13 protein-coding genes are annotated in these 13,302 nt (G+C 64.3%); 8 read left to right on the plus strand and 5 right to left on the minus strand.

What is annotated here, in order from left to right:
• Positions 1–37: 37 nt before the first annotated feature.
• Positions 38–1,174 (plus strand): alkane 1-monooxygenase, encoded by a 1,137-nt coding sequence (locus Q0949_RS10885; RefSeq protein WP_299371618.1) that lies wholly within the window; start codon positions 38–40, stop codon positions 1,172–1,174.
• A gap of 71 nt (positions 1,175–1,245) precedes the next feature.
• On the plus strand, positions 1,246–1,803 hold the full coding sequence (locus tag Q0949_RS10890) for an SRPBCC family protein (protein ID WP_299371621.1): 558 nt from the start codon (positions 1,246–1,248) through the stop codon (positions 1,801–1,803).
• Here the strand turns inward: Q0949_RS10890 and Q0949_RS10895 are convergent.
• From Q0949_RS10895 to Q0949_RS10910, 4 genes are all read right to left on the minus strand, one after another.
• Positions 1,752–3,107 (minus strand): adenylate/guanylate cyclase domain-containing protein, encoded by a 1,356-nt coding sequence (locus Q0949_RS10895; protein ID WP_299371625.1) that lies wholly within the window; start codon positions 3,105–3,107, stop codon positions 1,752–1,754. The two genes, Q0949_RS10890 and Q0949_RS10895, sit on opposite strands and share 52 nt — an antisense overlap.
• A 147-nt stretch (positions 3,108–3,254) precedes the next feature.
• Complete coding sequence (locus tag Q0949_RS10900; RefSeq protein WP_299371628.1) at positions 3,255–4,355, minus strand: site-specific DNA-methyltransferase; 1,101 nt, start codon at positions 4,353–4,355, stop codon at positions 3,255–3,257.
• Between the two features lie 112 nt (positions 4,356–4,467).
• A complete protein-coding gene (locus tag Q0949_RS10905) occupies positions 4,468–5,058 on the minus strand; it encodes a ribonuclease HII (RefSeq protein ID WP_299371630.1) in 591 nt (196 codons plus the stop codon).
• Between the two features lie 178 nt (positions 5,059–5,236).
• Positions 5,237–5,746 (minus strand): hypothetical protein, encoded by a 510-nt coding sequence (locus Q0949_RS10910; RefSeq protein WP_299371633.1) that lies wholly within the window; start codon positions 5,744–5,746, stop codon positions 5,237–5,239.
• Between the two features lie 162 nt (positions 5,747–5,908).
• Here Q0949_RS10910 and Q0949_RS10915 point away from each other — a divergent pair, with 162 nt between their 5' ends.
• The 3 genes from Q0949_RS10915 (at position 5,909) to Q0949_RS10925 (ending at position 7,788) form a co-directional block, all read left to right on the plus strand.
• The gene (locus Q0949_RS10915; RefSeq protein ID WP_299371636.1) at positions 5,909–6,190 is read left to right on the plus strand and encodes a hypothetical protein; all 282 of its coding nucleotides are present in this window, start codon (positions 5,909–5,911) and stop codon (positions 6,188–6,190) included.
• Positions 6,162–6,866, plus strand: coding sequence for a hypothetical protein (locus Q0949_RS10920; protein WP_299371639.1), 705 nt, complete (start codon positions 6,162–6,164; stop codon positions 6,864–6,866). The genes Q0949_RS10915 and Q0949_RS10920 overlap by 29 nt, the downstream gene beginning before the upstream one ends.
• 154 nt (positions 6,867–7,020) lie before the next feature.
• On the plus strand, positions 7,021–7,788 hold the full coding sequence (locus tag Q0949_RS10925) for an HpcH/HpaI aldolase/citrate lyase family protein (protein WP_299371642.1): 768 nt from the start codon (positions 7,021–7,023) through the stop codon (positions 7,786–7,788).
• A gap of 6 nt (positions 7,789–7,794) precedes the next feature.
• Here Q0949_RS10925 and Q0949_RS10930 read toward each other — a convergent pair whose 3' ends face one another.
• Positions 7,795–8,925, minus strand: a complete 1,131-nt coding sequence (locus Q0949_RS10930) for a DUF3095 domain-containing protein (RefSeq protein WP_299371645.1) — start codon at positions 8,923–8,925, stop codon at positions 7,795–7,797.
• Between the two features lie 108 nt (positions 8,926–9,033).
• Between Q0949_RS10930 and Q0949_RS10935 the strand changes: the two genes are divergently transcribed.
• The 3 genes from Q0949_RS10935 to Q0949_RS10945 all read left to right on the plus strand — a co-directional run bounded on the left by Q0949_RS10935 (position 9,034) and on the right by Q0949_RS10945 (position 13,002).
• Positions 9,034–10,206 carry an MFS transporter gene (locus Q0949_RS10935; RefSeq protein ID WP_299371648.1) on the plus strand — a complete coding sequence of 391 codons (1,173 nt, stop codon included), beginning with the start codon at positions 9,034–9,036 and terminating at the stop codon, positions 10,204–10,206.
• A gap of 63 nt (positions 10,207–10,269) precedes the next feature.
• Entirely contained in the window at positions 10,270–11,292 is a 1,023-nt protein-coding gene (locus tag Q0949_RS10940) for an aspartate-semialdehyde dehydrogenase (protein ID WP_299371651.1), read from the plus strand.
• A gap of 99 nt (positions 11,293–11,391) precedes the next feature.
• Entirely contained in the window at positions 11,392–13,002 is a 1,611-nt protein-coding gene (locus Q0949_RS10945; protein WP_299371653.1) for a DUF4139 domain-containing protein, read from the plus strand.
• Positions 13,003–13,302: the final 300 nt, after the last annotated feature.

Consider the following 13,302-nt stretch of genomic DNA (forward strand, 5'->3'; position numbering starts at 1 on the left):
TCAGCACGCGCGCACATAACCCAAAGAGGTCCCGAGCATGACCCTGCCCCCCGAAACCGTTGCCAAGGTGCAGAACGCCCTGCCCTTTGCCATGTCCTTCCTGCTGATCCCGCTGGCGGTGATCAGCGCCACCTATGGCGGGTGGACGGTGATCCTGTTGCCGGTGGTGACGTGGTACATGTTCTCGGTCCTCGACCTCGCCGTGGGCCTGAACACCGACAATGCGGACCTGAACGCGACCGAGGATGACCTCTTCTGGTACCGCATGATCACCACCGCCTGGGTGCCTGCGCAATTCCTGATGCTCTTTGGTCTGATCGCCTATGTCGCCCCGGCAGACCATCTGAACAGCTTTGAGAAATTCGCCGTCTTCTTTGGCGTGGGCGTGGTCACCGGCACGGTCGGCATCAACTACAGCCACGAACTGATGCACCAAAAGAACAAGCTGGAACGCTGGCTGGCCGATGCGCTGCTGGCCATGGTGCTCTATTCCCACTTCCGCTCCGAACACCTGCTGGTGCACCACCGCTATGTCGCGACCCCGCGCGACCCGGTCACGGCGCGCATGAACGAAAGCTTCTACCGTTTTTACCCCCGCGTGCTGAAACAGTGTTTCCACTCCGCCTGGAACGCGGAAAAGGCGATGCTGGCGCGCAAGAGCCTGCCCGCCACGGACCTGTCCAACCCGTTCTGGCGCTATGCCGGATTGCAGGCCGCCTGCCTTTTGCTGGCCTTCCTGCTGGGCGGCTGGACGGGCATCGTGCTGTTCCTCGTGCAGGCCGGCGTCGCCATCTGGCAGCTCGAGCTGGTGAACTACATCGAGCACTACGGGCTGACGCGCAAACATCTGGGCGACGGCAAGTACGAACACGTCCAACCGCGCCACTCGTGGAACGCCGCGCACAAGGCGTCGAACTGGCTGCTGATCAACCTGCAACGCCACTCCGATCACCACTACAAGCCCGATCGCCGGTTCCCGGTCCTGCAAAACTATACCGAAGCCGACGCACCCCAACTGCCCTACGGCTATCCGGTGATGACCATCGCCGCGATGATGCCGCGCGTATGGAAACGGGTGATGAACCCCCGCGTGCAGAAATGGCGGGATATGTACTATCCGGAAATCACGGATTGGACCGCCTACAACAAGGCGGCAAATCCGCTGCCAAGGTAACTCTGGCACGCTCTCTTGATAAACTACGAATTACGTACTAAATGTTTTTCCAAGCGGTTGGAGGGCATAAAGTGGGTGCGGACGCGATCAGTGGACCCAAGGCAGTTGTGACAGGAACGGCACACGGAGCTCTGGCCGAGGTCTGGGAACGATTTGTATTTGTCGAGTTGCCTGACGTCTTTCCAAACCCCAAAGGGCCGATACCCGCTGTCGTTGCGGTTGAAGATCAGGATGGCCGTTGGGACACAGTGGGCCGGTCACGCACCGTGGTTCTGGCCGACGGCATGCGCGTCCACGAAGAGATCACGCACAGCAATCCCACGGGCGGCGCACCGGCGCAGGGTCGCGCGGAATTCGGGTACACCGTATCGAACTTTACCGGACCGCTCAGCTGGCTGGTGCGCGAGGCACACGGCACCTGGGTTTTCGAGGACCAGGGGCCCGACACACACATCACATGGACCTACCAGTTCTGTCCCACCCATACGCTCGCACGTCCATTGGCTGCGGCAATCATCATGCTTTTTTGGCAACGCTACATGCGCGACGGCATGCAAAACGTCACGCGGATCACGGGTCAATCCAAGACCCAAACTGGCAGCGGCTCAGCAACGCCACGCACGGCTTGATCCGGCACGCGCCGGAACGCATCAGACCCTTGCGTGGCCGCCGCCATCGCCGCATCACTGACGATGGCACGCACGTTCAGGGCACGGGTCATAGCCTCAAGACGGCTGGCCACGTTGACCGTATCGCCCAGCACTGCGAATTCCAGCCGGTTGGCCCCGATATCGCCCAGAACCACCGCGCCGTAATGCAGGCCAAACCGCGCGTCGATCTCCGGCAACCCCTCGATGCGGCGGTCGGTATTCAACGCCACCATCCGCTCCGCCATCGCGCGCACACAGGCCACCGCCCGCGCGGCATCATCGGACGCAGGCAGCGGCGTGCCAAAGGTCGCCATCAGCCCATCGCCCAGATATTTGTCGAGCGTGCCGCCATGGGCAAACACCTCGCTCTCCATCCGCGCGTGAAAGGCGCGCAGCGTCTCGATCACCTCCTGCGGCGGGCGACCATCGGAAAAGGTTGTGAACCCCACGATATCGACAAACAACACAGCGGCGTCATGGCTGCGGATCTGGCCCAGCGGCTCGTCCTTGGTCGACAGCTCCTCCACCATGGTGGGCGAGAAATAGCGCGCCAGATTTGTCCGCTCCCGCGCCATCTCCGCACTGTCCAGCACCAAAAGCTGATAGCGGCGCACCGCCACGGCCAGGATCGCGGACATGATGAAAAACACGATCACCTCCTGTATCCGCAGATCCCAGTTGATGGCATTGGGATCAAACAGCCGGGCCAGATCGGGATTGTCCGGAAACATCGCCGCGGCCCCCTCGCTCAGTGCGGGATAGGTCCGGCCAAACCACCACACGCACCCCGCCCCCAACAGCCACATCACCGCCGTCCAGTTGCCCATCGCAATGATCGTCCGCCAGGAATAGGTCAGCACCCCGGCCGCCAGGATGATCGAGAAAAACTGGAACACCTCGAACCGGAAAATCATCGCCGTCGGCACCGGTTCGGTCGAAAACGGATTGGGCACCAGCAACGCCACCGTCATCAGCACCAGATCCGCAAACAGCAGGCCAAGCTCGGCCCGCGATTGCCCCACCCGCCCGACACGCCGCTGCGCCAGCCCGACCGCCACCAGCGCGACAAGCAGGCCGTGATACCACAGCACGTCCCAATTGGGGTTCAGAAACACCAGCAACAGCGCCGTCGCACCCAGCGCCCCAATCCGCGCCTTGACGGCCAGATCCATGCCTTCGCGCTTGTTGCGTTCCAGCGCCTCGCGGGCGTGTCGGTGCTTGGGCAATTCCGCCTCTTCCGAGGCTCTGCGGACCCGAAACCGCGTGTTGCTGATGTCCACCATTCCCTGCGTCCTCTGCCGGTGTGACCCACAATGTAACGCGCTTTAACAAAAAAGCCCCGCCAAAAAGGCGGGGCATAGGTGCAGTGCCGTTGGCAAAGCCTTGGGTAAGGCCGCAGGCACCTGGCGGTGTTGGTAAATTCCTGAGGGCTAGTCGTGCATTTCCGACCGGATCTGCTGGCGCAGCACGTCGATGGGCACAACCTTGCCCTCGCGTTTAAAGCACCAGTAGGTCCAGCCGTTGCAACTGGGTGCGCCTTCCAGATGGGCGCCGACCTGATGGATCGACCCCTTGATATCGTCGCCGATCAACGTGCCATCCGCACGGACCTTGGCCTTGTGACGCTTGTTCATCGAATAAAGCTCTTCGCCCGGACGCAGCATGCCACGCTCGACCAACTGGCCAAACGGCACCCGCGGCTCCGCCCGTTTCGAGGCCGACACGCTCAGCGCCTCGCGGTCGAACTTGCGCACCTTGGCAATGCGCGCCTCGGCCACCTTGCGGTACGCCGCCTCACGCTCGATCCCGATGAACTCGCGGCCCAGCATCTTGGCCACAGCGCCCGTGGTGCCGGTGCCAAAGAACGGGTCCAGCACGACATCGCCGGGGTTGGTCGACCCAACCAGAACACGGTGCAGCAGGCTCTCGGGCTTTTGCGTCGGATGCGCCTTGTCGCCATGCTCGTCCTTCAGACGCTCATGCCCGGTGCAAATCGGCAGAACCCAGTCGCTGCGCATCTGGATGCCTTCGTTCAGCGCCTTCAGCGCCTCATAGTTGAACGTATACTTGCTGGTCTCGGACTTGCCCGCCCAGATCATGGTCTCATGGGCATTGGTGAACCGCTTGCCCCGGAAATTCGGCATCGGGTTCGACTTGCGCCACACCACGTCGTTCAGGATCCAGAATCCTTCGTTCTGCAAGGACGCCCCAACGCGGAAAATATTGTGATAGCTGCCAATGACCCAGATCGCCCCGTTGGGTTTCAGCAGGCGACGCGCCGCCTTCAGCCATGCGGTCGTGAACTCATCATAGGCCCGGAACGAATTGAACTGGTCCCAGTGGTCATCGACCGCGTCCACCTTGCTGTTGTCCGGGCGATGCAGATCGCCCTTCAGCTGCAAGTTATACGGCGGATCGGCAAAGATCAGATCAACAGAGCCCGCAGGCAGGCTGTTCATCACGTCAATGCAGTCACCCGCAATAATCTGGTTCAAGGGAAGCGCCTCAGCGCCCTTTACATGTTTCGTCATCGTCTGCCTCTGTCCCCGGCACATTTTGTGCTCGTTGGTTGCAGCCAAGATGAGTCATAGCCGATTCGCGGTCAAATTCTTTTTTGAATCAGCGCCTTACGAAAAATACTTGTCACAACATATTGTGGACGGGTTTGAAGGTTCGTCTATGGTGTGGGGTCACCCCAAGATTTTCCAATGCCATTTTGTGACGGTTTGAAGGATATCCCATGTTCGTCTCCCAGCCATAGCCGGGATGCTGTTGCGCCAAATCCACCATGATCCGATCGCGACATATTTTGGCCACAATTGAGGCCGCCGCAATCGACACCGACCGCCCGTCGCCACGCACCACCGGCGTGGCCACCACGTCCAGCCCCCGCGGCACCATCGTGCCGTCGATCAACGCGTGATCCGGACGGCACCGCAACCCGGCCACCGCCCGCTCCATCGCCAGATGCGAGGCCCGCAAAATGTTCAGCTCCTCGATCTCCGCCACGCTCGCATGGGCCACCGACACATCCGCATGGGCCATGATCCCGGCCCAGACCGCCGCCCGACGCCGCGCCGTCATCTTCTTGGAATCGTCCAGCCCCTCCGGAATGAACGCCGGATCCAGCACAACCGCCGCCGCCGTCACCGGCCCGGCCAGGGGCCCGCGCCCCACCTCGTCCACACCGGCCACACGCCCGCCGATCCGCGCTTCGATCTCAAAGTCAGGCACCGCCCCAACCTTTCATTGTTCCAGAAATATGCACATCCCGGCGCCAGTCACACCGAACCACCGCCCGGATTGCAACACCATAAAAAAGACCAGACACGGAAAAAAGGACGGTGCCCGAACACCGCCCTTTCCAGTCTGGCCGCCCCCAAGGGACCAAGGGGGCCGCCGCTGCCCGCTCTTACCGACGGGCCAACTGATATCCCTGCTTGTTCAGGCACCGCGCGCCATAGCCGAACCCGGCCCCGCGGCTGGTCCACACACGCCGCCCACAGTGCTGCGGCAACTGGCCCACATGGGAATAGTGACGGTTCAGACACCGCTGACCAAAGACCTGGATATAGCGGCCATTGTCATTGGGCAGGTTGAACAGGCACCGCTGCGGCAACAGCTTGCGGTTCACCCGGCGCGGCAGGGGCCGTGGCTCGACATGGCGCGGATGGCGCGTGACATGACGCGGCGGAGGACCGGGCTGCACATGCGGCTGCGGTACATGCACCTGTTGGCGCGCCTTGCGGTCGTCGCGCTTCTCCTTGATGACCGCGCCCACAATCGCCAATCCCAGCAAGGCCGCCAGCGCCGCCCCCACCTCGTCCTCTCCGGCCCGCGCCGGGGCGGCACCAATTCCGGTGATCGCAATCGCGGCCGCAGCCACCGTGGCAATGAATGTCTTCTGAATACGCAGCGTCATGGGGCAGTCCTTTTTCCAAAAGCGCAAGAGTGCGGTGTTGATGCCACCGATCTGGCCCCCCGGCTGTCAGACAGGCAATATCGCCCCCCTGTTATCGAATATCACGCGCCGCGCACCGGCACGGTTATTGAATATCCCGCCCGAACGCCGCAGGTTGGGGCCATGAAACAGATCCTGCTTTCCCTCCCGCTCGTGCTGGCCACGACTGCCATGGCACAGGCCCAGTGTTTTGCCGACTACAAGGCCAAACAGGACAACCCTCTGCGCCTGCACTATGGTGTGGCCCAGATCTCCGGTGACTGCGCGCCCGGCAACGCACAACAACAACTGGGGCCCCGCCTCGCCGCGCAGGGCTGGACGCTCCTGCAAGTTCAATCGGTGTTCGGCCCCGAAGGCCTCGATCAAAGGAAAGCCAGTGCAGGACACTACTACCTCCGCTTCTGACATGCGCCGCACCGGCGGCCGCCTCGTCGTCTTCGGCATCGCGGGCATCGTGCTCCTCCTCGTTCTGGCCGCGGCCCTGCTGTTCTTCTCCCTGCCCGATGCAGGGGCTTTTGACGCGCGCGTCGAACGCATGTTCATCGAAAACGCCGACCTCACGGAACAGACCGACATCAAACTGCTGGAAATCCTCGCCCAATCCGGCACCGCTTTCGCCGACACGCTGGCCAGCTACCGGCTGGTGATCTTCGTGCTGCTGGTCTTCGCCACCGCAATGATGATCGCCGCCCTGGTCTTCCTGATCCTGCTCGTGGGCTTCAACCGCCGCATGGCCCAGATCGAACGCGTGGGCATCCAGGTCAACTCCCTGCTGATCAGCCGCGAGGAAAACACCGTCTACCTCAACAACCTCGGCTTCAAACTGACCGACGCCGCGATGGAAACCATGTCCGTTCTGGCCGAGGCACGCATGGACGACGACGTCCTGTCCGGCTCCGAAATCGAAAGCGTGATCTCGGGCCGCAACGCGGCAGACTGCGAAGAGGCAGCAGGCGCCACCCGCATCAAACGCCTGCGCGACACGCTGGGCAACCAGATCGTCAGCGAACTGCTGGTCAAGAACATCGCCCGCCGCGGCTACATGCTCAGCGTCGAAAAGGACGTGATCAAGGTCCTCTGACCCCTTCATTGTTCCAGAATACATGCCCGCCGGAGGCACCGCCTTTGCGCCCCGCAAAGGCCAGGCATCGCGTGGCGCGCCAGCGCCGCATTTCCACAGTAGCCACGGGCGCACCGCTCCGGCTAGGGTGCCCCGACATCAAAGGAGACCGCCCATGCCCGCCCCCCACAACCCGTTCAAGGCCGCGATCCGCAACGGCGAAACCGTCATCGGATGCTGGCTCAGCCTCGGCGATCCGCTCGCCACCGAAATCGCAGGCACCGCCGGGTTCGACTGGCTGCTGATCGACGGCGAACACACGCCCTATGACATCTCGCGGATGCGGATGCAGCTCATGGCGCTTCAGGCCTCCGACAGCCACGCCGCCGTGCGCGTGCCCACGGGCGAGACCTGGATCATCAAACAGGTGCTCGACGCCGGCGCGCAAACCGTGCTGGTCCCCATGGTCGAAACCGCCGAACAGGCCCGCCAACTGGTCCACGACGTGCGCTACCCGCCCACGGGCGGGCGCGGGGTGGGCTATTCCGGCGCACGGTGCAGCCGCTTTGGCGCCATCACCGACTACGGCCAGACCGCCGATGACCAGATCTGCCTGCTGATCCAGGTCGAAAACCGCGCAGGCATCTCCAATCTCGACGACATCCTCGCCGTGGACGGCATCGACGGCGTGTTCATCGGCCCCGCCGACCTCAGCGCCGATATGGGCCACATGGGCAACCTGACCCACCCGGAGGTCCAGGCCACGATCAAGGACGCCTTCGCCCGCATCGAGGCCGCGGGCAAGGCCCCCGGCGTGCTGGCCACGACCGATGCGTTCACGCAGGACTGCCTCGACTGGGGTGCGCGCTTTGTCGCCACCGGCATCGACCTGCTGATCCTCGCCAACCAGATGCGCACTCTGGCGCAAAAGTGGAAACGCTGACCCGGCTCAGGCCCTTGCCTTCAACCCGACCGAGGCCTGCGTATACCCGCCCGCGGCCCCGTCGATGAAATGCACATGCGTGTCCTCCATGATCGAGGGCACGATACAGGTCATCATCGCCTCGTCCTGCGTGTGCATCCCGTAATCCGCAATCCCCTGTGCCCGCGCCATGTCCAGGATACGGCGCAGCGCCGACACCGTGTCCGCATCGCAATCGATGGTCATCTTCAACCCGTCATCGAATTTGCGGTAATCCGCATTCGCCCCCACGGTGCGCTGGTAATGCGCCGGGTCAAACCCGCCCAACTTGATCCGCGTGGTCAAGAACACCCAGGCCATCGCCGTCTCGATCCAGATCTGCCGCTTGCGCTTGGCCGCCGTGACCCCCTCGGGGCGCGCGGACACCTCCAGACCGGCACCGGGCGGTGGCCAGCTGAACCCCGGTCCCTCGGCAGGGGACGGGTGCCCGTTGCGGCGCAGATGCGCCACCGCGTCCAGCACCGCTTGCGTCACACGGGCAAAGGCCGCCTCCTCCGCGCCCGCCGCCGGCTGCACCAGCAGCGACAGGATGGTGCCGTTGCGCGCCGCCATGTGGTTCCACCGACAGCTCAGCCCCGTCAGATCCGGCCACGTGCCCGGCGCCGCCGCAGGCACCGTATCCACCCCCGCCTTCATCCGCTCCTCGGCCCAGCTGATGCCGCCGCCCGCGAACATTGCGTAATCCACACCGTCCGACACCGCATAGCGGGCCACGGCCACATCCCGCCCCGCCGCGCGGATGTCCGCCACGCGGAACAGGCCCACGCGCAACCCCATGTCGAACTCTTCGGTGGCCCAGACCTGCACCGCCGCCAGCGCCTGCGCCGCCGTCTCGGCAAATTCCGGCGGATGGGCAAAGGCCGCCCCATCCCCGCCAAACACATAAGGAAAGGCACGCCCGCCCGCCGCGTTGATCTGCGCCGAAATGACCGCCGCGCCGATCATGTTCACGGTCTTGTACTTGCCCGCCGCCACCGCCGCCGTCGACCCGACGATATCCGAGGTGCCGACAACCCAGTCATCCGGCAGCGGCGTGTACTGGGCCGGGTCGGCCAGATCGGAAAAGGACGACCGCAGCCGCAACGCATCATAGAACATGTAACCGTACCTCTCTGCCTTGAACCCTAGCACGGGCGCACGGCACGGCAATCACCCTTGCGCACCCCCACCTTCCATGTCACCCCTGACATCAAGGGAAGAGGAACCATGAAAACCGGATTGCTGCTCTTGGGGCTGGCCTATGTGCTCAGCCAGTTCTTCCGCGCGTTCCTCGCCGTCCTCACAACACCGCTGCGCGACGCCCTCGGCATCGAACCCGCCGTGCTGGCCACCGCGTCGGGCTACTGGTTCCTCGCCTTTGCCGCCATGCAGATCCCCGTCGGCCGTGCGCTCGACACCATTGGGCCGCGCCGTACCGCCGGGTGGCTCCTGCTGGTGGGGAGTGGTGGCGGGGCGGCACTCTTTGCCCTGGCCCAGGCACCCCTGCACATCCACGCCGCCATGGCGCTGATCGGCGTGGGCTGCTCGCCGGTGCTTATGGCCAGCTTCTATATCTTTGCCCGCGAATTCCCGCCCGCCCGCTTTGCCACGCTGGCCGCGCTGATGATCGGCATCGGCACCGTGGGCAACCTGATCTCCTCCTACCCGCTCGCCTTCGCCGTGGACGCCATCGGCTGGCGCGCGTCCCTCTGGGCGCTGGCGGCCCTGTCGGGCGCCGTGGCCATCGGCGTCCTGACATCCGTCCGCGATCCCGCCCGCGCCGACGCGGCAGGACAGGGCAGCCTGATGGACCTGCTGCGCCTGCCCGTCCTTTGGCTGATCATCCCGATCATGTTCGTCAACTACGCCCCCGTGGCCGCCATCCGGGGCCTTTGGATCGGCCCCTACCTGCGCGACGTGTTCGACCTGAGTACCGGCCAGATCGGCGTCGCCACACTGGTGATGAGCCTCGCGATGATCGTGGGCACCCTCGCCTACGGCCCGCTCGACCGGCTGCTGGGCACGCGCAAATGGGTCGTGTTCGGCGGCAACGCCCTGACCATCCTGCTGCTCACCGGGCTGATCACCCAAACGGGTCGCAGCGCCACGCTCTCCATCGCGATCATGGCCGCCATCGGGTTTTTCGGCGCGTCCTTCCCCGTCATCATCGCCCACGCGCGCAGCTTCTTTCCCGCGCACCTGACCGGGCGGGGCGTGACGCTGATGAACCTCTTTGGCATAGGCGGCGTCGGCGTGATGCAGTTCGCCTCGGGCCGCCTGCACAGCGCCTACACAGGCGGCGACCCCGCCACACCCTACACCGTGCTCTTTGCCTTTTTCGCGATTGCACTGGCCGTCGGTGTGGCGATCTACGCACTAAGCCGTGACTCCACCGACTGACGCCCTTTCCCCCATGCGCCAATGGGTGTAAGGGCCACCCACCTACCCAAAAAGGAGACAATCATGGGGTATCGTGTCGTCGTCGCGGGCGCCACCGGTAACGTGGGCCGCGAAATGCTGAACATCCTGGCCGAGCGCCAGTTTCCCGTGGACGAGATTGCCGTGCTGGCAAGCCGCCGTTCGCTGGGAACGGAGGTGACGTTCGGTGACAAGACGCTGACGACAAAGGACCTTGATACGTTCGACTTCACGGGCTGGGACATGGCGCTCTTTGCCATCGGGTCCGACGCGACCAAGAAATATGCCCCCGTCGCGGCCAAGGCCGGGTGCGTGGTCATCGATAACTCGTCGCTCTACCGCTACGACCCCGACATTCCGCTGATCGTGCCCGAGGTGAACCCGGACGCGATCATGGGCTATGCCAAAAAGAACATCATCGCCAACCCCAACTGCTCGACCGCGCAGATGGTTGTGGCCCTGAAACCCCTGCACGACCGCGCCACGATCAAGCGCGTCGTGGTGTCCACCTACCAATCCGTGTCGGGTGCCGGCAAGGAAGGGATGGACGAGCTGTGGGACCAGACCAAGGCCATCTACAACCCCACATCCGAGGTGGAACCCAAGAAGTTCCAGAAGCAGATCGCCTTCAACGTGATCCCGCAGATCGACGTCTTCATGGAAGACGGCTCGACCAAGGAAGAGTGGAAGATGGTCGTCGAGACCAAGAAAATCGTCGATCCCTCGATCAAGGTCACGGCCACCTGCGTGCGCGTGCCCGTCTTTGTCGGCCACTCCGAGGCCGTGAACATCGAGACTGAGGATTTCCTCGACGAGGACGAAGCGCGCGATATCCTGCGCGAGGCGCCCGGCATCATGGTCATCGATAAACGCGAGGACGGCGGCTACGTGTCGCCCATCGAATGCGCGGGCGACTATGCGACGTTCATCAGCCGCATCCGGCAGGATTCGACGATTGATAACGGCCTGAACTTCTGGTGCGTCAGCGACAACCTGCGCAAGGGCGCCGCCCTCAACGCGGTGCAGATCGCCGAACTGCTCGGCACGCGCGTGCTGAAAAAGGGCTAACGCCACTCTGATCATCAGGGGGAACAAGGGGCCGGTTGGCCCCTTTTTCTTTGCTCCCTCGCCGGGCATGGTGGGGCATCCGATCTGAAAGGTTGCCCCATGCGTCTTGCCGCTGCCCTCCTCTGCGCCCTGCCCCTCGCCGTGCACGCCGACACCTTCACCCTCACCGCGCCGCCCGTGGCGGTCACCGCCTATGCCAGCGGCGCCATGATCACTCGCACCACCCGGATCGACCTGCCCGCGGGCCAGCACCTTCTGCAACTGGCGGATATGGACGCTGCGGTGGATGCGGAGCTGATCGACATCGCGCTCGACGGGGCCACCCTGCTGTCGCGCCAGTGGCAGGATCGCAGCGCCACCCCCTACCGCGCCCCGCGCACCCCGGCCTGGCTGGCGGCCAAGGACCGGCTCGACACGGCCACCGCCGCGCTGGCCGCGCTGGATGACCAGATCGCCCTGGCCGAGGCGCAGGCCGACGCCGCGCGCGATCAGGTCGCCTTTCTGGGTGGGATCGACCTGACCGGCGATGGCGATACAGACGCCGAGACCCTGCGCGCCATCGGTCAGCTGATCGCGTCCGACGGGACCGCCGCACGCGGTGCCATGCTCGCCGCCCAGACCCAGGCCCGCACCCTGCGCATCGGGCGCGACGACCTTGCCCACGCCGTGGCCACCGCCCGCGCAGCACTTGACCAGGTGACACCGCCCAATTCCGACCCCGCCCAGCTGGGCCTGCGTGTCTCATTGCCAGAGGCGGGGCCGGTCGCCCTGACCGTGACCTACCCAACCGACAACGCCAATTGGCAACCCATCTACACGCTCCGCCTGACCGACGACGACACCCTGACCGTCGAACGCGGCGCACAGATCCGGCAACGGTCCAACGAACACTGGACCGAAGTGGCGCTGACCCTATCCACCCTCTCGCCCTTCGCCGGGTCCGACCCCGGCACCCTGTGGCCCCTTCGCCGCCGGATCGAGGACCCGGTCCAGCCCCAGCGCACCCTGTCCCGCATGCAGGCCGACAGCATGGCCGAACTGGTGATCGAGGCGCCCGTGATCGTCGAAGAGGTCACCGCCGCCGCTGACTTCTCCGGGGTCGGCGTCACCTATACCCTGCCCGGCACTGTTACCGTGCCCGCAGATGTCGGTGCCACCAGCATCGCGCTCGACACGCTGTCGTTCGATGCCACGCTCAGCGCCCATGCGGTGCCGCGCCTCGACGACACCGCCTATCGCCGTGTCACCTTTGACAACACCGCGCCCGAAATCCTGCTGCCGGGCACCGCGCTCGTGTATGTGGACGCCCAGTTGGTCGGCGGCACAGACCTGCCCCTCCTGCCACCGGGCGCCGAGGCGCAGGTGTTCTTTGGCCCCATCGAAGGGCTGCGCCTGACCCGCACGGTCCTCAACCGCAACGAAGGCGACCGCGGCCTGATCTCGCGCAGCAACGAAGAACACGAAACCGTCCGCATCGAAATCGAGAACCTGACGGGACGCACATGGCCTGTGCACCTGCGCGACGCCGTCCCGTTTTCGGAACAGGAGGACCTCGTCATCGACTGGCAGGCCACCCCCGCCCCGGACGACACCGCGCTGGACGACCGCCGCGGCATTCTCGAATGGCGGTTCGACCTGCCCCCCGCCGGGACCCAGACCATCACCCTCGACACCCGCCTGTCCTGGCCCGAGGGCATGATCCTGCGCTAAAACAGCCCCATCATGGTTGCGGTCCGGTTAACAGAAATGTTGACCCCGCAATGATTCTCGCCTGCAAGCAGGCTGGATACAGTTTTAAATATCCTCTTTTCGTACCTAAGATGCTGATTTTACTACGTTAATAAAGACATTAACGCCACCCCGAAAACTGCCCCGAAAACGGCAAGAAATTAGTAATTGGTCGCTGTCATAAAGATCCCATCGAACGGCAACACGCCGCCAGAGACACCGGCCCGGGGGGGCCGGAACGCCAAATACCGGTCCGGGGGGGCCGGCCAGACATAAAGAGGT

It is taken from the genome of uncultured Tateyamaria sp. (assembly GCF_947487805.1).
Lineage (GTDB): Bacteria > Pseudomonadota > Alphaproteobacteria > Rhodobacterales > Rhodobacteraceae > Tateyamaria.